The sequence below is a fragment of the Halopenitus persicus genome (assembly GCF_900107205.1).
In the GTDB taxonomy this organism is placed as follows: Archaea; Halobacteriota; Halobacteria; order Halobacteriales; family Haloferacaceae; genus Halopenitus; species Halopenitus persicus.
The window spans coordinates 67,117-83,530 of the sequence record NZ_FNPC01000005.1 but is presented as its reverse complement, the minus strand read 5'-3'; the positions used below and the strand labels follow the sequence as shown (position 1 = coordinate 83,530).

General features: G+C 65.3%; 18 protein-coding genes. 13 read left to right on the top strand and 5 right to left on the bottom strand.

All coding sequences use genetic code 11. From position 1 onward, the window contains the following. Nucleotides 1-96 precede the first annotated feature (96 nt). From BLV25_RS09660 to BLV25_RS09640, 6 genes are all read left to right on the top strand, one after another. Nucleotides 97-1,263 (top strand): ATP-NAD kinase family protein, encoded by a 1,167-nt coding sequence (locus tag BLV25_RS09660; protein ID WP_092732679.1) that lies wholly within the window; start codon nucleotides 97-99, stop codon nucleotides 1,261-1,263. Between the two features lie 325 nt (nucleotides 1,264-1,588). Beyond that, nucleotides 1,589-2,617, top strand: a complete 1,029-nt coding sequence (locus tag BLV25_RS09655; RefSeq protein ID WP_021073635.1) for a phosphate signaling complex PhoU family protein — start codon at nucleotides 1,589-1,591, stop codon at nucleotides 2,615-2,617. A gap of 52 nt (nucleotides 2,618-2,669) precedes the next feature. Further along, the gene (locus tag BLV25_RS17400) at nucleotides 2,670-2,837 is read left to right on the top strand and encodes a hypothetical protein (protein ID WP_021073636.1); all 168 of its coding nucleotides are present in this window, start codon (nucleotides 2,670-2,672) and stop codon (nucleotides 2,835-2,837) included. 102 nt (nucleotides 2,838-2,939) lie between these two features. Beyond that, nucleotides 2,940-3,851, top strand: a complete 912-nt coding sequence (locus BLV25_RS09650) for a 1,4-dihydroxy-2-naphthoyl-CoA synthase (RefSeq protein ID WP_021073637.1) — start codon at nucleotides 2,940-2,942, stop codon at nucleotides 3,849-3,851. Between the two features lie 55 nt (nucleotides 3,852-3,906). Further along, nucleotides 3,907-4,434 (top strand): hypothetical protein, encoded by a 528-nt coding sequence (locus BLV25_RS09645; RefSeq protein WP_092732676.1) that lies wholly within the window; start codon nucleotides 3,907-3,909, stop codon nucleotides 4,432-4,434. Next, nucleotides 4,434-5,441: a tyrosine-type recombinase/integrase gene (locus tag BLV25_RS09640; protein ID WP_092732673.1), complete on the top strand. Its 1,008-nt coding sequence runs from the start codon at nucleotides 4,434-4,436 to the stop codon at nucleotides 5,439-5,441. Before BLV25_RS09645 ends, BLV25_RS09640 begins: the two co-directional genes overlap by 1 nt. Nucleotides 5,442-5,672: 231 nt before the next feature. On the opposite strand, the gene BLV25_RS16765 is transcribed toward BLV25_RS09640, so the two are convergent. Next, the gene (locus tag BLV25_RS16765) at nucleotides 5,673-6,245 is read right to left on the bottom strand and encodes a hypothetical protein (protein ID WP_143114421.1); all 573 of its coding nucleotides are present in this window, start codon (nucleotides 6,243-6,245) and stop codon (nucleotides 5,673-5,675) included. Nucleotides 6,246-6,698: 453 nt separating this feature from the next. Between BLV25_RS16765 and BLV25_RS16760 the strand changes: the two genes are divergently transcribed. From BLV25_RS16760 to BLV25_RS09620, 5 genes are all read left to right on the top strand, one after another. After that, entirely contained in the window at nucleotides 6,699-6,947 is a 249-nt protein-coding gene (locus BLV25_RS16760; protein WP_176819471.1) for a hypothetical protein, read from the top strand. 757 nt (nucleotides 6,948-7,704) lie between these two features. Then, the gene (locus BLV25_RS09630) at nucleotides 7,705-8,643 is read left to right on the top strand and encodes a 1,4-dihydroxy-2-naphthoate polyprenyltransferase (RefSeq protein WP_092732667.1); all 939 of its coding nucleotides are present in this window, start codon (nucleotides 7,705-7,707) and stop codon (nucleotides 8,641-8,643) included. Nucleotides 8,644-8,658: 15 nt separating this feature from the next. Continuing rightward, nucleotides 8,659-9,816 (top strand): mandelate racemase/muconate lactonizing enzyme family protein, encoded by a 1,158-nt coding sequence (locus BLV25_RS09625; RefSeq protein WP_092732664.1) that lies wholly within the window; start codon nucleotides 8,659-8,661, stop codon nucleotides 9,814-9,816. Nucleotides 9,817-9,866: 50 nt separating this feature from the next. Continuing rightward, the gene (locus BLV25_RS17875) at nucleotides 9,867-10,001 is read left to right on the top strand and encodes a DUF7128 family protein (RefSeq protein ID WP_021073640.1); all 135 of its coding nucleotides are present in this window, start codon (nucleotides 9,867-9,869) and stop codon (nucleotides 9,999-10,001) included. A gap of 172 nt (nucleotides 10,002-10,173) precedes the next feature. After that, the gene (locus tag BLV25_RS09620) at nucleotides 10,174-11,685 is read left to right on the top strand and encodes an amidase (protein ID WP_092732661.1); all 1,512 of its coding nucleotides are present in this window, start codon (nucleotides 10,174-10,176) and stop codon (nucleotides 11,683-11,685) included. Nucleotides 11,686-11,764: 79 nt separating this feature from the next. Here the strand turns inward: BLV25_RS09620 and BLV25_RS09615 are convergent, their stop codons facing one another. After that, nucleotides 11,765-12,160, bottom strand: a complete 396-nt coding sequence (locus tag BLV25_RS09615; protein WP_021073642.1) for a cyclophilin-like family protein — start codon at nucleotides 12,158-12,160, stop codon at nucleotides 11,765-11,767. A 230-nt stretch (nucleotides 12,161-12,390) separates the two neighbouring features. Here BLV25_RS09615 and BLV25_RS09610 point away from each other — a divergent pair, with 230 nt between their 5' ends. Then, a complete protein-coding gene (locus BLV25_RS09610) occupies nucleotides 12,391-13,551 on the top strand; it encodes an MFS transporter (protein WP_092732659.1) in 1,161 nt (386 codons plus the stop codon). A 97-nt stretch (nucleotides 13,552-13,648) separates the two neighbouring features. On the opposite strand, the gene BLV25_RS09605 is transcribed toward BLV25_RS09610, so the two are convergent. From BLV25_RS09605 to BLV25_RS17395, 3 genes are all read right to left on the bottom strand, one after another. Next, complete coding sequence (locus BLV25_RS09605; RefSeq protein WP_092732656.1) at nucleotides 13,649-14,767, bottom strand: AI-2E family transporter; 1,119 nt, start codon at nucleotides 14,765-14,767, stop codon at nucleotides 13,649-13,651. Nucleotides 14,768-14,889: 122 nt separating this feature from the next. Next, nucleotides 14,890-15,321: a universal stress protein gene (locus BLV25_RS09600; RefSeq protein ID WP_092733009.1), complete on the bottom strand. Its 432-nt coding sequence runs from the start codon at nucleotides 15,319-15,321 to the stop codon at nucleotides 14,890-14,892. A gap of 198 nt (nucleotides 15,322-15,519) precedes the next feature. Then, a complete protein-coding gene (locus tag BLV25_RS17395) occupies nucleotides 15,520-15,660 on the bottom strand; it encodes a hypothetical protein (protein WP_021075321.1) in 141 nt (46 codons plus the stop codon). Nucleotides 15,661-15,983: 323 nt separating this feature from the next. Between BLV25_RS17395 and BLV25_RS09595 the strand changes: the two genes are divergently transcribed. Next, a complete protein-coding gene (locus BLV25_RS09595) occupies nucleotides 15,984-16,298 on the top strand; it encodes a hypothetical protein (protein ID WP_092733006.1) in 315 nt (104 codons plus the stop codon). Nucleotides 16,299-16,414: the final 116 nt, after the last annotated feature.

Genomic DNA, 16,414 nt, shown 5'->3' with positions numbered 1-16,414 from the left:
CCCGGGATTCCGTCGGTGACGGGGCTTCATAGTTCCCTCGGCGACGGGATGACGCGACTCCGGGTCCTTTAGGACCGCGGCGGCCCCACCTCCGGTATGCACATCGGCGTCGTGGTGAACCCAATCGCGGGGATGGGCGGTCGCGTCGGGCTGAAGGGAACCGACGACAAGGTCGCGGAGGCGCGCGAACGCGGCGCGGAACCGCGGTCGCCGGACCGCGCCCGCCGGATGCTGAAGCGACTCGCCGAGCACGACGCGTCGATCCGGATCTCGACCGCCGGGGAGCCGATGGGCGCGTCGCTCGTTCGGGAGGCGGGATTCGATCCCGAGGTGGTGTACGAGCCGGACGCGGCGCCGCTGGCGGACGTCGGCGACGGAACGGCCGCCGACGGAGACGACGCTGACGATAGCGACGAGGACGACGACGCTGCCGCGTCCGGCGACGACCGGTACGCGAACGCGTCGACGAGCGCCGCCGACACGACCGCGGCGGTCGAGGCGTTCGCGGCGGCCGGGGTCGACCTCGTCCTCTTCGTGGGCGGCGACGGGACGGCCGCCGACGTCGCGGCCGCCCTCGAGGAAACGGGGACGCCGATGCTCGGCGTGCCGGCCGGCGTCAAGGTCTACTCGTCGGTGTTCGCGGTCTCGCCGGAGGACGCCGCCGACGTCGCGGTCACCTTCGACCGCACCGAGCGCCGGGAGGTGATGGACATCGACGAGGACGAGTACCGCGAGGGCGAGGTGTCCCCGGAGCTGCGGGCGGTCGCGTCCGTGCCGGTCGCCGACGCGCTCCAGTCGTCCAAACAGCTCGGGGGCGGCACGGTCGAGGCGCTGGCGGAGGGCGTTGCCCGCGACGTCGAGCCCGGTGTGACCTACGTGCTCGGCCCGGGGTCGACCGTCGGCGCGATCAAGGCGGAGCTCGGCTTCGATCCCACGCCCATCGGCGTCGACGTCTGGCGCGACGGCGAGGTGCTCGTCCGCGACGCGACCGAGTCGGAGATCCTCGAGGCGCTCGGCGAGGAGAACGTCATCGTCGTCTCGCCGATCGGCGGCCAGGGGTTCGTCTTCGGGCGCGGCAACCCGCAGCTGTCGCCGGCGGTGATCCGGGAATGTGACGTCTCGATCGTCGCCTCCCGGAGCAAGCTCGACGAGCTGTCAGTCCTCCGGGTCGACACCGACGATCCGGAACTCGACGCGGAGCTTCGCGGCTGGACCCGGGTCCGGATCGGCGCCTTCGAGACGCGGATGGTCGAGATCGTCTGAGGTCACGCCGCCTCAAGCGCATCGATCCGGGTTCCTCCCGGTCCGGATCCACCCTGGTTCGGATCCACCCTGGCCTGGTTCCATCCTGGACTGGATCCATCCTGACCGGTTCTATCCTGGACTGGATCCATCCTGGCCGGTTCCATCCTGGCCCGGATCCGTTCCAGCTCCATTTAAATACCGGTCCGATTTCGTCCGGGAACCGCTCGGACCGCTCCGATCCACATCATCGCGTCCCGAACGTCGAATTATCCCTTGTATTTTTCGAGGCGTGTATAATTGTCATAGGGATAGGGTTAAGGTCGCTGACGCGATACCGGTGGGTATGGAAACGCGGAAGGTTCAGCGGCTCGGTCCCTCGACGCTTGCGATGACGCTGCCGGCCGAATGGGCGAGCGAACACGACGTCGACAAGGGCGACGAGGTCTCGATCCGGATGGGCGGCACGGGGACGCTGACGGTGCTTCCCGAGTCGGCCAACACCGAGGAGTCGGAGGCGACGATCTACGCGGACGACCTCGACTCGGGGGCGGTCGAGCGGGCCATCGTGGCCCAGTACGTGCTCGGGCGGCGGGTGATCCACGTCGAGAGCGACGGCCCGCTCGGCAGCGACCACATCAACGCGGTCTACCGCGCGGAGACGCAGCTGATGGGCCTTGGCGTCATCGAGGAGACGCCCGAGAGCATCGCGATCCGCTGTTCGGTCGACCCCGAGGACTTCACCCTGAACAACCTGCTGCAGCGGCTCGAGAACACCGGCTCGACGATGCGCGGCGAGGCGATCAAGGCGCTGGCCCACGGGGACACCGACCTCGCCCAGCGCGCGCTCAACCGGGAGCGACAGGCGAACAAGATCTTCGTGTTGCTGCTCCGGCTGATCTTCACGTCCTACCAGAACCCGACCCTGACCCAGGCCGTCGGGCTCGACTCGGGGTTCCCGCTCATCGGCTACCGGTCGGTCGCGAAGAACCTGGAGCTCACCGCCGACAACGCCGAGGACATCGCGGAGATCGCCTTGGAGACCGACGGCGAGTCGCTCGCCGTCGAGCAGTCCACGATGCGTCGGATCCGGGAGTTCACCGACCAGGTCGACGAGCTCACCGAGCTTGCGGTCCGGTCGGTCGTCGAACGGGATTACGACCTCACCGTCGAGTGCCGGCGCCTGTTCCGGGACATCAGCGACCGCGAGTCGGAGATCCTCGACGACCTCTCGGAGATGGACAACGAGGACCTGCTTCGGGTCCGAGAGGTGCTCGTCAGCCTCCAGCACACCGCCGAGTACGCGATGCGGAACGCCGAGATCGCCGCCAACCTCGCCCTCAACGAGGAGTCCGAGCACGTCAAGATCGAGTAGCGGAACGTCCGCTCGACGCGGGTCTTATAAGGCGTCGCGGCGGATCGACGATATGAGCGAGGACCTTCCGGAGGCCGTCGAGCGCTTCCTCGACGCGACCGACACGGCGATCGCGGAGTACGACCAGGGCTACGCCGACGCCGACGCGACGCTGTCGGTGGTTCGCGATCACGTCGAAACGCTCCGCGAGGCGGCCGCGGACGGCGAGGACGGACGGTAGTCCCGCCCACCCGAGCCCCGGCGGTGCAGCCGGTTCCGCCACCGTGACCGACGCCGCCGCGCGACTCGTCGCTTTTTATACGGCGCCGCGCCGATCGACCGTATGGTTTCGCCGATCTTCGATCCGGACGCCTGGGAGCCGGTGACCGACGAGTTCGAGGACATCACGTATCACCGCGGCGTGGACGTGCCAGCGGTTCGGATCGCCTTCGACCGGCCCGCCGTCAGGAACGCGTTCCGGCCGGGGACGGTCGACGAGCTATACGCGGCCCTCGACCACGCGCGCAAGCAGGCCGACGTCGGCTGCGTGCTCCTGACCGGGAACGGGCCCTCCCCGAAGGACGGCGGGTGGGCCTTCTGTGCGGGCGGCGACCAGTCGGTTCGGGGCGGGTCCGGGTACGAGTACCGCGACGACGACGAGGCGGCCGCCGAGGAGGACGAACTCGTCCGGGAGGCGAAGGCCGGCCGGCTGCACATCCTCGAGGTGCAGCGGCTCATCCGCTTTATGCCCAAACCGGTCGTCGCCGTCGTTCCGGGCTGGGCCGTCGGCGGCGGCCACTCCCTGCACGTGGTCTGTGACCTCACGCTCGCCAGCGAGGCGGAGGCGAAGTTCCTCCAGACCGACCCCGACGTCGCCTCCTTCGACGGCGGCTTCGGCTCGGCGTACCTCGCCAAGCAGATCGGCCAGAAGAAGGCGCGCGAGGTCTTCTTCCGCGGGAAGACCTACTCCGCCGACGAGGCCGAGGAGATGGGGATGGTCAACGAGGTCGTCCCGCACGAGGATCTCGAGACGGTCGCGCTGGAGTGGGCCGACGAGATGACCCGGAAGAGCCCGACCGCGATGCGGATGCTGAAGTACGCGTTCAACATGGCCGACGACGGGCTCGTCGGCCAGCAGGTCTTCGCCGGGGAGGCGACCCGGCTCGCGTACATGACCGCGGAGGCGCAGGAGGGCCGCGACGCGTTCCTGGAGGGGCGCGAGCCCGAGTTTCGGGAGTATCCCTGGCACTATTAAATCTTGTATTAACAACGCAAACACTATACGTCGGTAGGCGAGTTGTCAAAGAGAGATGGCAGAGAAGACTACTGTGGCGTTTCGTGTTGATGAGTCGGTCAAATCAAAATGGGAAGATGCCGCCACAAGACCGGAGTACGATAGTCTTAGCCACCTAATTCGGCTTTCTGTTCAAAAGGAGATTACAGACACAGAGACAGCACACACGGATACACAGACGATAACAGAGGTAGCAGAGGATAGTGAGGTGCTACAGTCCTTAACCCGGATTGAGAGGGTAGTAGAAGACGTACAAGATGAAGTCGAAGCCGTGGGGAGAGAAAGCCGCGCCGGAGAACTCTACGACCTCGAACAAGTCCTACTCGAAGTGCTACCAACAGCACCCGAATCCTATCACCCCGGAGAGGGAGAATCGGCCAGTATTGAGGATGCGAGCGCAAAGCCTCACGATATAGCCGGGAAAATTGGTGCTGATACAAGTGACGTATCCGATGCACTCGAACGTTTAGCGAACAACACGGGACAAGTCCGTAGTGTGACACACAAACCGTCCGGTGATACCTATTATTGGAGTATCGAATAATGGACAGTAAAACACTTGTGAGTGAGTTTCGATCACGACAGGAAACCAAAAAGAGCGAGGCTACAGCCAAAAGTTACGGACAGGCACTCACAGAACTATCAAAATGGCTTCTGAACCCTGGTAGAGAGTTGTACGACTCGAACGAACGGGATAGGGATAGCAAGGAGTTGTGGGAGGCTACGACCGCCGACCTACGGATTCACCTTCGGCATCTATTGAGTAATGGGGGATATGCTGGTGGAACCGTTAATAATCGAGTTATTGCTATTAATGTTTTCTATCAAGAACTTGAAAAGATGGCAGAGGAAGGCTATTCGATTCCGAGCGTAGAAAATCCAGCAGAGGATTTGGATGTGTCCGGTTGGTCGCAACTCAAGAATGGGACTAAAAAAGAACAGGAATTGAAAGAATTACACTATCTACTTCCTGAAGAAGTCAAGTCTCTACGCGAAAATGTAACATCCCCCACGCTGAGGAACGAACTTATAATAAGATTATTATATCAGACGGGGCTTCGGCGGGCAGAACTTGCAGAAACCCGAGTTGAGGATATTGATACGGATTCTCGGACTATTAACGTCCGGGCAACAAAGACTCATCTTAATCGAACGGTTCGGTATCAACCTAACCTTGACACACTACTATCCCGATGGCTAAATGTGAATAGACCCGCACTTGCAACAGCAGGAAGTGAATACTTGTTCCCTACCAGCCACTCCGAGCGTATTTATCCTGAATATATTAATCAGATAGTCAAAGATGCCGCCGACGCAGCCGATCTACAAGATGACGTATTCACGGATGCGGGTGGACGAACTCACGTTAAAATAACAGCTCATACTCTCCGTCATAGTTACGCTGTACAATCACTCAAGAACGGGATGGACACCCGAACGCTTCAGAAATTAATGGGCCACGCACAAATAGAAACAACTGAAAAGTATCTCCGTCTCTCGAAAGACGACGTTCTTGAAGCTGCGAGACATTACGGAGCCGGTTCGGAGTGATTTTGCCGTCCGACTCCGGGGTTAAGGTGTAGCGACCACCGAAGAACGGAACTACATCCTGCTCGCTTCGCAGGAGCAAAACTGATCTTGGCTGCGATGACGGGAGACGACAACGTGAGTATGACCACACACCCCTGACGGGGTTCTAAGCGACTTCCGATACAGACGGTCCATCCCTCGGAATGACGAGGAAAACCCACCTCACCATACGGAGGGTTGTTGTGATGGCTTCTACACTCTCTGAACGGGTTGGCGACTGTCGCTTTTCTTTCTGAAGGCATACCAACCGAGGGGAAAGAGAATCGTGAGTAGAACTATCATAGCCACATCAATATAATACGGAGTGAACGGGTTGATGAAATCCGCCAGCATAATAGATAAAACACCCCCAATAGAGAGCGCATAGAGACATTCTACGACCATTTTTTGCTTCTCAAATTCACCATAACTGTAGTCGTGATAGAGTAATATCCCGATGGCTACTGCTGGGAATCCGTATAGTGACAACACAACGATACTCCCGCCGAGTATCCCGACCATCCCCGCGAAGGCACAAATTACGCCTACAAGAGAGAGAATTGGGAGTGCGATTCGTGTTAGAGTTGACGGGGACGAAGGTGATTCTGCCCGTTCTTCTGTCCGAATTGTGATATAGTAGAACACCACCCCAAACATTCCGATTATGCTAACAAGAAGGAACCACGGAGTAGCATACTTATTTCGGTCGTGAGCATCAATTGTGACAACACTTGCCATTATGAGCATCAGGATTCCGATGAACGGGAGTAGGTCAGATAACGCCACACCGCAAAGTCACAAACAATCTATTAGTAACTTGTGACCATTTGAGATATATCTGAAAAAGCTCTTAACAGACTTATAGGCTCTATAAATGATCCTAAGATACTCTCCAAACTTTCTGTTCCCCGATACTCATACTCCCTGATAATCGGCGCTACAGGAAACACCAAATTGGAGTTGAAATTGGTATAATTCTAAGGTGAGGTGACGTAAGTACGCCTCACGCCCGCGCCCCCGTGTGCTAACCGCTGGAAGGTACATAGCGTACACACTCGCGCGTTCGGATACACATCCTGCTCGCTCCGCAAGGCTCCGCAGGAGCAAAACTAATCTTAGCTGCGATGAGGGGTGACGGCTACCACCGCATAGACTTAATGTTATGTTCTTTAAGGCTTTAGAGCTAAGTATATTGGCTATAAAGAAATATCTGTGTCTAAAAGCACTCCCCAAATCGGCTTGCCGGAGGACTTGGTAGAGGAACCTATCGGAGTATCTAATAACGAAACCACGCTACGAGAGGCGGCTACCGACCTTGCTGTTGCTCACCGGGAGTTAGATGAATACCGGAACGGCGCACTCACGCTCGCACAGACACTCAAAGAACTACAGAGAACCGCCGAAGCCGAAGGGAACCACGAACTCGCCACTACAGCCCGCAACCTGAAAGAATCCGCTATCGCCGTCACGGAGCGAATCGAAGGCTGAGAGCGACCACCACACAAAGGGTCGCTAACGTACATCTACACTCTCCCCCCTTTGTAGGGGTTGACGACCAATTGACGGCGCTTTTCAACGTAGTTACCTCACCCAAATCCTAATCCTCTACACCGATACGCCAACCCCCTTAGGTTGGTCACGAGTCGTTGCCACCCGTAGCCTTTGTTCGGCTACAGTCGTGGCTCACCGTGGGTGTAAGGAACCGGGCTATTGGCCTACGTGGCCGGGATGTACGCCTCATCGGAGACATACACCCATATCTGCGGTCGTCCGTGCTTCGGTAGTCGCGTTCGAGTACGCCGACTAACCGCTAACTTCCTCACTCTTATGAAAGGTCAGGGGTTTATATAGGAGGGGGTGGGGTTTATATGCTCGAAAAGTTAGACTGGTGATTGAAGGCTTGAGACGGTGAAACAGAAAAAGCGAGAAGGGGCAATATTCCCCTATATATTCCTCGGGCCTATAGGTGAAATTTGATTAAACAGTTTCAAATCTCTCTAAAGTGTCTATAATGATTGTTATGGCTTTCCCTCTCGCGCAGTTTGGCTGACGTGTTTGTTTGCGTTGTTTGTACTCACTATCTGTGTTTCCCTGGCACTACTGAGGGTCGTCGCCCGAACGCCGACGCCGAGAACTCTCGCCCGAACGCCAACGCCGAGGACTCTCGCCCCAACGCCGAGGATCGTCGACGGCAACGCGATCGGGGATGGCAACCTTCAGGGCGGCCGGCGGCCAACGCCCGACAATGAGTTCCACGGAGGTCTCGCGGACGAAGGCGTGGGTCCTCGCCGCGCGGCCGCAGACGCTGCCGGTGGCGGCCGCGCCGGTGCTCGTCGGGGTCGGGCTGGCCCTCCACGACGGCGTCTTCGCGCCGCTGCCGGCGTTCGCCGCGTTCGTCGGGGCCGCGCTTATCCAGATCGGCACGAACTTCGCGAACGACTACTACGACGCCGTCAAGGGGGCCGACACCGCCGACCGGGAGGGGTTCACCCGGGTGACCGCGTCGGGGATCATCGAGCCGCCGGCCGTCAAGCGGGCGATGTGGGTCACGTTCGCGCTGGCGGTCGTCGTGGGGGTCTACCTCGTCTCCGTCGGCGGCGTCGCGATCCTTCTGGTCGGGCTCGCGTCGATCGCCGCCGGGATCGCCTACACCGGCGGCCCGTATCCGCTGGGGTACCACGGGCTCGGCGACCCCTTCGTCTTCGTCTTCTTCGGGGTCGTCGCCGTGACGGGGACCTACTACGTCCAGGCCGCGGCGGTGGTGGCGTCGGCGTTTCCGACCGAACTCGTCGCCGCGGGGCTGTCGGTCGACGCCCTGATCGCGAGCCTCCCGATCGCCGCCATCGCGACGAACGTCCTCGTGGTCAACAACGTTCGCGACCGCGAGGAGGACGCCCGAACCGGCAAGCGGACGCTCGCGGTGCGGTTCGGCTACCGGTTCTCCCGGCTGCAGTTCATCGCGCTGACCGCGCTCGCGTACGTCGTCCCCGTCTGGTTCGCGGTCGGACCAACCGGATACGGGCTCACGGCCCTCGCCCCGCTCGCCACCCTCCCGCGTGCCGCGTCGATCGTGGCCACGATCCGCACCGAGACGTCCGGCGAGGCGCTCAATCCCGCCCTCGAGCGGACCGGCAAGTGGCTCGCCGCCTACGCCGCCCTGTTCGGGCTCGGGCTGGCGGTGTGACCGGAGGAACCACGGATGCGCCTGACTCACCTGACGCTCGAACTCGACAGCCCGCTTCGGACCGCCAGCGCCGAGATCCTCGAGCGGGAGGGCTGGCTCGTCGGTCTCGACCCCGACGCCGACGACGTCCCCGCGCGCGGCGTCGGCGAGGCGATGCCCCTGCCGGGCTGGACGGAGTCGGTCGCGGCGTGTGCGGACGCGCTCACGAACGCGGACGACGGGAGAGCCTCCGACGCCGGGAGCGATTCCGAAATTGAGGGCGGTCCGGAACCCGACTCCGAGAGCGGTCCGGAACCCGACTCCGAGAGCGGTCCGGAAGCCAAGTCCGGCATCCGGATCCCGGACGCGGACACCCCCGCCGCACGCCACGGGATCACGCTGGCGCGGGCTGACGCGGTCGCACGGGCGGACGACCGACGGCTCGCCGACCGCCTCGCCGAGGCGGCCGGGTTCCCGACGCCGGGGGCGGCGGCGAGCGTGCCGGTCAACGCCACCGTGGGCGAGGGGTCGGCCGCAGCGGCCGAGCGGGCGGCCCGCCGGGCGGTCGAGGACGGCTACCGGACGCTGAAGCTGAAGGCCGGCTCGCGACCGCTCGCGGACGATCTGGACCGGGTGCGCGCGGTCCGGCGCGAGGTCGGCCCTGCCGTCGAGATCCGCGTGGACGCCAACGGCGCCTGGGACCGCGCGACCGCCCGGCGGGCGCTCGACGCGATGGCCGATATCGGCGTGAGCTACGTCGAACAGCCCCTTCCGGCGGCCGACCTGAAGGGGCACGTCGCGCTCCGGGACGAGCTCCCGGTCGACGTGGCGCTCGACGAGTCCGTCCGCGAGTTCGGCGTCGATCGGGTGCTGGAGTCCGGCGCCGCGGACGTGGTCATTTATAAACCGATGGTCCTCGGCGGCGTCGACCGGACGGTCGAGGCGGCCCGCCGGGCCCGGGACGCTGGCGTCGAGCCGATCGTCACGACGACGATCGACGGCGCGATCGCGCGCACCGCCGCGGTTCACGCGGCGGCCGCGATCCCCGAGGTTCGGCCCTGCGGGCTCGCGACCGGGTCGCTGCTCCGAACCGACCTCACGCCCGATCCCGCGCCGGTCGAACGCGGCACGATCGACGTTCCCGAGGGATCGGGGATCGCCGGCGACGCGTTCGACGACCGCGTGTTCGAGTGACGGCCCCCGGCGGGGCAACCTAAAAGTCGCTCCTCCACTAACCGTGGGGTATGGTTACGACCACCGAACGGGACGGCGCGACGTGGTTCGCGTGCGAGGTGTGCGGAATGCTCTTCGACGACCGCGAGGACGCGACCCAGCACGAACGGTCCTGTGAGGGGGAGGATCCGACGTATCTGCAGTAGTCGGGTCGGGAGGACCACGGTCCGCCGGCGGGTGGCCGAGCGCGTGCGCTTGCCGGCGGGTGGCCACGCCCACTGACGCTCGGCCACGTCCGCCGGCGCTCGAGCGAGTGTCCGCACTCGCCGGCATCCCGCCAAATTATATGTCGTGTGGTGTCGTACCAGTGGTCGAACCGTGAGCGACCTTCGTCCACCCACCACCGACGAGATCGAACGCTACGCCGCAGCCCACCATATGGACCTCTCCGAGGAGGAGATCGAGGAGCTGGCGGCGGTCATCCCCGACCTGCTCGGCGCCTACGAGCGGATCGACGAGCTGTCCGCCTCGGACCCGCCGGTTCGGTATCCGGACCGGGAATCCGGGTCCGAACCGACCGCTGACGAGGACCCGCTGAACGCGGTGATTCGGACGTGTACCGTCGAGGGGTCGGGCTCGGGGGTTCTGGAGGAGTACGACGTCGGACTGAAGGACAACGTCTCGCTGGCCGGCGTCGAGATGACCTTTGGTTCCGACGTGATGTCGGGCTACGTGCCGGAGATCGACGCGACGATCGTCACCCGAATGCTCGACGAGGGCGCCCGGATCACGAGCAAACTGAACATGGAGAACCTCGCGTTCTCCGGCAGCGGCGAGATGTCCGCGTACGGCCACGTGTTGAACCCCCACGACCGGGACCACCTCGCCGGCGGCTCCTCGAGCGGCTCCGCGGCCGCGGTCGCGGACGGCACCGTCGACGTCTCGATCGGCGGCGACCAGGCCGGGTCGATCCGCATCCCGGCCGCCTGGTGCGGCGTCGTCGGTCACAAGCCGACCCACGGGCTGGTGCCGTACACCGGGATCCTCGGACTCGGCCGCTCGTTCGACCACACGGGGCCGCTCGCGCGGAGCGTCCGCGACTGTGCGCGCGTCCTCGAGGCGATCGCCGGGAAGGATCCGCTCGACCCCCGACAGGGAGCCGTCCCGACGCAGGCGTACGCCGACGCGGTCGCGTCCGACCCGGACCCGTCCGATCTCACCGTCGGCGTGCTCGAGGAGGGGTTCGGCCACGAGCAAAGCGAGCCGGGCGTCGACGGGACGGTCGAGGAAGCCCTCGACGACCTCGCGGACGCGGGCGCGACCGTCACCGAGGTCTCGGTCCCGATGCATCTCGACGGGCTCCCGATCTGGAACGGGATCGCCAACGAGGGCACGACCGCGACGATCAACGGCGAGGGAATCGGCCACTTCGGGAACGGCTACTACGACACCGACCTGATGGCGGCCTTCGCCGAGGCCCGCCGGGAGAACGCGGACCGGTATCCGCCGACGATCAAGCTGGTCGCCACGCTCGGCGAATACCTCGCCGAGGAGTACCACAGCCACTACTACGCGAAGGCCCAGAACCTCTCGTTGGACCTGGCGAGCGCATACGACGAGACGCTGGCGGACGTGGACGTCCTCGCGATGCCGACGACGCCACAGACGGCCCACGAGCGGATCCCCGATCCCAGCCGGCTGCAGATCCTCGAACGCGCGGTGAACATGCTCCCCAACACCGCGCCGTTCGACGTCACCGGCCATCCCGCGATCTCGATTCCCGCGGGCACCAGCGACGGCCTGCCGGTCGGGCTGATGTTCGTCGGCGAGCGGTTCGACGACGCGACCGTCCTGCAGGCCGGGCGCGCCCTCGAGCAGCGGGTGGAGTGACCACGGCCGCTTCCCGCCAGGGGTCCGTCTCGTGGAAACCAACTCCGTCAGTGCGTGCCCCAGCCGGATTCCGCCCCGGTCAGGACCGCTCCCCGTTCTGCGCCGTTGCGGCCGAGACTCGTAGTCGTGCGGGTCCGTCGACCGACTCCAGCGGATCGACGTCCGTGACGCGCCCGATCACGGCCACCGGCGACGCGGCCCGGGGCCGGCCGTCGGTGCTGGCCGGCGTCGGACCCCAGAACAGACAGATCGCCGGCCCGGACGGCCAGTAGGCGATCGTTCCGGGCTCCACGACGGTCCGCGTCTCCGCGACCGGCGCGTCGACGTCGGTTCCGACGTACAGCTCGTCGCCCCAGCGCGCCGCGTTGCCGACGATCGGCAGCGCCTCGGCGATCGCGGCCCGCGTCTCGGGGTTCGCGTCGGCCCATTCGGCCGGCAGCGCGTGGTCGTCGACGTGAACGGTGAGATCGCTCATTGGTATCGTTCCGAGCGGCGCCGAGAAACGCTTTTGGGCCGGACGGGTAGCGACTGAACCAGTGTCGGCGGCGACCCGCCGATCGTCGCGCCGGGATCGAAGCTCCGATATCGTCGGCCGCCGAATCCCCCGACAGTGCGAGACGCCGTGCGGCGATCACGGAGTAAGCGCGTCCGACCCCGGCGACCGGCGATTCCACCGGTGCTCCGACTCCAGGAGGGTAAGACACCGTGAACTGGCGGTACCGGCACACGGTGTTGGGGCTGTGTATGGTCGCCTTCTTCGTGACCTACTTCGCCCGGCTGGCGATCAGCCCGGTGGTCCCGCTGGTCGTCTCCGAGTTCGCGATCTCCAACACCGCGATCGGGCTGGCGCTGTCGGGGATGTGGCTGGCCTACGGACTCTCACAGTTCCCGAGCGGGATCCTCGCCGACCGAGTCGGCGAGCGGCGCGTCATCCTCGTCGCGGTGGGCGGAACCACCGCGTTGAGCGTCCTTCTGGCGCTCGCGCCGGCGTTTCCGGTGTTCGTCCTCGCGGCGGTCCTGCTCGGGCTGTTCGCCGGACTGCACTACGCGGTCGCGACGACGCTGCTCTCGCGGACCTTCGAGGACGTCGGGACCGCGGTCGGGATCCACTCCGCAGCCGGCCCCCTGGCGGGACTCGTCGCGCCGGTCGTGGCGGCCTGGATCGGCGTCCGGTACGGCTGGCGGCCCGCGATCGCCGTCGCCGCGGCGGTCGGCCTGCCGGTGTTGCTGGCCGTTTATTGGCGGGTGCGGCCGACCGAGCCGCGCCGCCCCGACCAGCGGATGCGGGAGCGCCTCCGGCTCGACCCCCTCGCGGAGATCCTCACTCGACCGGGAATCGTCGTCCCGCTGCTGGTCGCGATGGCCGGCACCTACGTGGTGCTTGGACTGATGTCGTTTCTGCCGACGTTCCTCGTCGAGTTCCGAGGGTACACGACCGCGACCGCGGGCGCGATCTTCTCGGCGTTCTTCCTGATGCGGGCGAGCGCGCAGGTCACGATCGGCCGGCTCTCGGACCGCGTCGGCCGCGACGCCGCGATCGCCCTCGCGATGGGAACGGGCTGTCTCGGAACGATCTCCTTCGTCCTCGGGCCCGGAACCGCCGGCGTCGCCGGCGGCGTCCTCCTCGCGGGATTCGGGTCGAGCTTCTTCTCGGCGGTCGACTCGCGGTTCATGGACGTCCTCGGCGACGCCGAGCGCGGCGCCGGCTTCGGCCTCGTTCGGACCGCCTACACCGTGGTCGGGTCCGCGGGATCGGTCGGGGTCGGGCTGGCGGCCGACCTGTTCGGCTGGGGCGTCTCGCTGTCGATCCTCGCCGGGCTGTTCGGGATCGCGCTCGTGATCGTCCTGGTGGGACACGTTCGGTGACCGTTCCGGTCGCGTCGCGTCCCCTCACGAAGCCGGTCGAAGCGTTGCGGGTGGAAGGACGCCGGATACGACGGACGTCGGTCGAAGCCGGCGCCGATCAGAAGTCGTCGAGGCGGTATTGGTCCGGGGCGAGGGTCGGTCCCTCGAGGTCCGGTTCGTGGGCGGGGTCGGCGCCGAGCAGTCGCGGCAGCGCGGTGTACGCGAAGGTGAGCGCGAGCACGAGGATGATCGGCCCGAGGAAGAGGCCGTGGAACCCGAAGACCACCGGCCCGAAGATGTACGCGAGCATCAACAGCCCGACGTGGGTCGTCTCCCCGCTGAAGTAGGGACGCAGGACGAGGTCGGGGATCGTGTCGACGACCACGACCGCAACGAGGAGGAAGCCGACGACGTACGCGATCGGTCCCACGTCGCCGGCCAGCACCGAGGGAGCGGCCATCACGGCGGCGATCGGGAGGTAGACGATCTTCATTCCGACCACGGGGATCAGGCTGGCCACGCCGGTGAGCGCGCCCGCGAGCGCGGGGTAGGGGACCTGCACCGAGGACGGAACGAACACGTTGTATCCCATGTACGCCGTGACGGCGATGAGCGAGATGGCGATGACGTTGAGCAGGTTCCCGAAGAGGACGGACTCCAGCTCGTCGTCGGCGGCCTCGAAGTACTCGCGGACGATCGCGTCGTCGTCGAAGGCGACCAGCCACTCGTGGGCCTTCCCGCCGTCGATGAGCAGGTAGTAGGTGACGACCACGACGATGAGCAGGTTCAACAGGAAGCTCGAGAGGGTCGACGTCAGGAAGCCGGCGTGGTCGAGCGCGAAGTCGATCAGGGGGTCGAACCCGCCGGACTGATACAGATCGACGATCGCGTCGAAGGTCAACTCGGGCGGCGTGGTCTCGGCGTCGATCCAGCCCACGTTCCCGGCCGCGGCCTCCATCACGGCGTACTGCTGCACGAACTGTCGGACCTCGATGACGAGGAGCACGACGGTGTAACTGATGAGCAACAGGAGCGGCACGCCGACGACCGACAGCGCCAGCACCGCCCGAACGCGCTTCGGGAGCCGGAGTCGACCGAGGCTCCGGTAGAACCGGCGCGTCGAGTAGTAGATGAAGACCGCGACCGTGAGGGCGGCGGCGAACCGGTGGGCGATGTAGCCGACGATGACGGCGACGACCAGACCGAAGAGGGCGATGACGAACCGGTTTTCGTCCATACTCCGGGCTTTCCACGGGAGGGTTTATATGTTGTCCCCACACGACGGGACCGGGTCCCTCGGCCGCCGGTCGATCCCGCTCCCCGGCCGCCGGTCGATCCCGCTCCCCTGCCGTCGGCCGATCACACACCCCGGCCGCCGGTCGGCACCGTCGTCACCTGCACCGGCGCGGCGCGGATCACGCGTTCGGTGACGCTGCCCAGGTGGACGATCCGGTCGAGGCCGGTCCGTCCGTGGGTTCCCATCACGACGAGATCGACCCCGTAGTCGTCGATCGCCGCCAGGATCTCCTCGTGTGGGGTCCCGCGCCGGAGGTGTTTCTCGACCGCGACGCCCGACGCGGCGGCGACCTCGCCGACGCGGTCGAGCGCGTCCTCGGCGTCGCGCTCGGCCGCCTCCACCGGCATATCGTACTCGTCGAGGACGTATCGCTCGTCGATCACGAACAGCGCGTGGACGTCCGCATCGAACCGGTCGCCCAATCGCACTCCGGTCTCGACCGCCGAATGCGATCCGTCGCTGCCGTCCGTGGGAATGAGGATGGAGTCGTACATCGATCCGTGCGACGTCATCACGCGCCAGGGACATCAATCCGATCGCCGATCCGGTCGTCGGTCGCGTTCGATCCGGTCGTCGGTCGCGTCCGGTTCGGTCTTGGGTCGCGTCCGGTTCGGTCCCGGGTCGCGTCCGGTTCGGTCCCGGGTCGCGTCCGGTTCGGTCCCGGGTCGCGTCCGATCCCGGCCGACTGCGGGCTAGTCGGCCGAATCCGGATCGTCCTCGGCGTCCCGCTCCTCCTCGGCACGGCGCTCACTCAGCGTCTCCCAGATTTCGGTGCACCCGGCACCGACCGGGACGGACTCGAGATGCTCGTCGTCGTGGTCCTGCTCGCTCATTCCGGTCGATCCTCCCGCGTATCCGGATCGAACAGCTCCGGCGCCACGTCGGCGGAGGTATGTTCGATCGGCGTCGTCCGTGTCATCGTTCGACCGAAGGCGCCCCGGCGACATAAGCGACCCCGCCCGCCCAATCGCTACCGGGGCTCGGGAATGCCGGACGTCCTTGCGGCTACCCCGGCGCCCCTCGTCGGGGCGGATCCGGGCTCCGAGGCGACCGATCGGCCGATGTGGGAGGGTACCTCCCGAACGACGCCGTCCGAGACCGGGACGAGGGTTACACCGGCCGGTGGCCGTTTCCGACGGCGGACCGAACGACCGGTATGGCGCTTTCAGTACGGACGCTCGACGACGGCGCGTGGGTCTCGGTCGCGGACGAACGGCGAACCGGCGCGAGCGAACTCTGGCGCGTGACGGGCGTGTGTGGGTGTCCGATCGCCGAGTTCGTCGTCGAGGGAGTCACCGACGTCGCGGTGGACGGACGAACCGTCGCGGCGGAGACGTACGGCCGATGCATCACCTGCGGCCGGTCGACGACGACCGGTCCGATCCCGGTTGGACGCGTGCTGGAAGGTCGCTACGAGCCGATCGACCGGAACGCCGTTCGACGGCCCGTCGGTGCATCGTCGACCGTCTGACCGGTACCCGCCGTCCGGCTCACAGCGATCGGAAAGGCTCACCGGTACCCGGTGGCTCCGGGGAGGATTGACGCCGAGGGACGCTTTAGGGGAGTGCCGGCCCCAGACCGGATCGA

What these genes read in the sequence shown, in the direction of transcription:
- BLV25_RS09660 (WP_092732679.1), top strand. Translation starts at nt 97, where the DNA reads ATGCACATCGGCGTCGTGGTGAACCCAATCGCGGGGATGGGCGGTCGC.
- BLV25_RS09655 (WP_021073635.1), top strand. Translation starts at nt 1,589, where the DNA reads ATGGAAACGCGGAAGGTTCAGCGGCTCGGTCCCTCGACGCTTGCGATG.
- BLV25_RS17400 (WP_021073636.1), top strand. Translation starts at nt 2,670, where the DNA reads ATGAGCGAGGACCTTCCGGAGGCCGTCGAGCGCTTCCTCGACGCGACC.
- BLV25_RS09650 (WP_021073637.1), top strand. Translation starts at nt 2,940, where the DNA reads ATGGTTTCGCCGATCTTCGATCCGGACGCCTGGGAGCCGGTGACCGAC.
- BLV25_RS09645 (WP_092732676.1), top strand. Translation starts at nt 3,907, where the DNA reads ATGGCAGAGAAGACTACTGTGGCGTTTCGTGTTGATGAGTCGGTCAAA.
- BLV25_RS09640 (WP_092732673.1), top strand. Translation starts at nt 4,434, where the DNA reads ATGGACAGTAAAACACTTGTGAGTGAGTTTCGATCACGACAGGAAACC.
- BLV25_RS09630 (WP_092732667.1), top strand. Translation starts at nt 7,705, where the DNA reads ATGAGTTCCACGGAGGTCTCGCGGACGAAGGCGTGGGTCCTCGCCGCG.
- BLV25_RS09625 (WP_092732664.1), top strand. Translation starts at nt 8,659, where the DNA reads ATGCGCCTGACTCACCTGACGCTCGAACTCGACAGCCCGCTTCGGACC.
- BLV25_RS17875 (WP_021073640.1), top strand. Translation starts at nt 9,867, where the DNA reads ATGGTTACGACCACCGAACGGGACGGCGCGACGTGGTTCGCGTGCGAG.
- BLV25_RS09615 (WP_021073642.1), bottom strand. Translation starts at nt 12,160, where the DNA reads ATGAGCGATCTCACCGTTCACGTCGACGACCACGCGCTGCCGGCCGAA.
- BLV25_RS09605 (WP_092732656.1), bottom strand. Translation starts at nt 14,767, where the DNA reads ATGGACGAAAACCGGTTCGTCATCGCCCTCTTCGGTCTGGTCGTCGCC.
- BLV25_RS09600 (WP_092733009.1), bottom strand. Translation starts at nt 15,321, where the DNA reads ATGTACGACTCCATCCTCATTCCCACGGACGGCAGCGACGGATCGCAT.
- BLV25_RS17395 (WP_021075321.1), bottom strand. Translation starts at nt 15,660, where the DNA reads ATGAGCGAGCAGGACCACGACGACGAGCATCTCGAGTCCGTCCCGGTC.
- BLV25_RS09595 (WP_092733006.1), top strand. Translation starts at nt 15,984, where the DNA reads ATGGCGCTTTCAGTACGGACGCTCGACGACGGCGCGTGGGTCTCGGTC.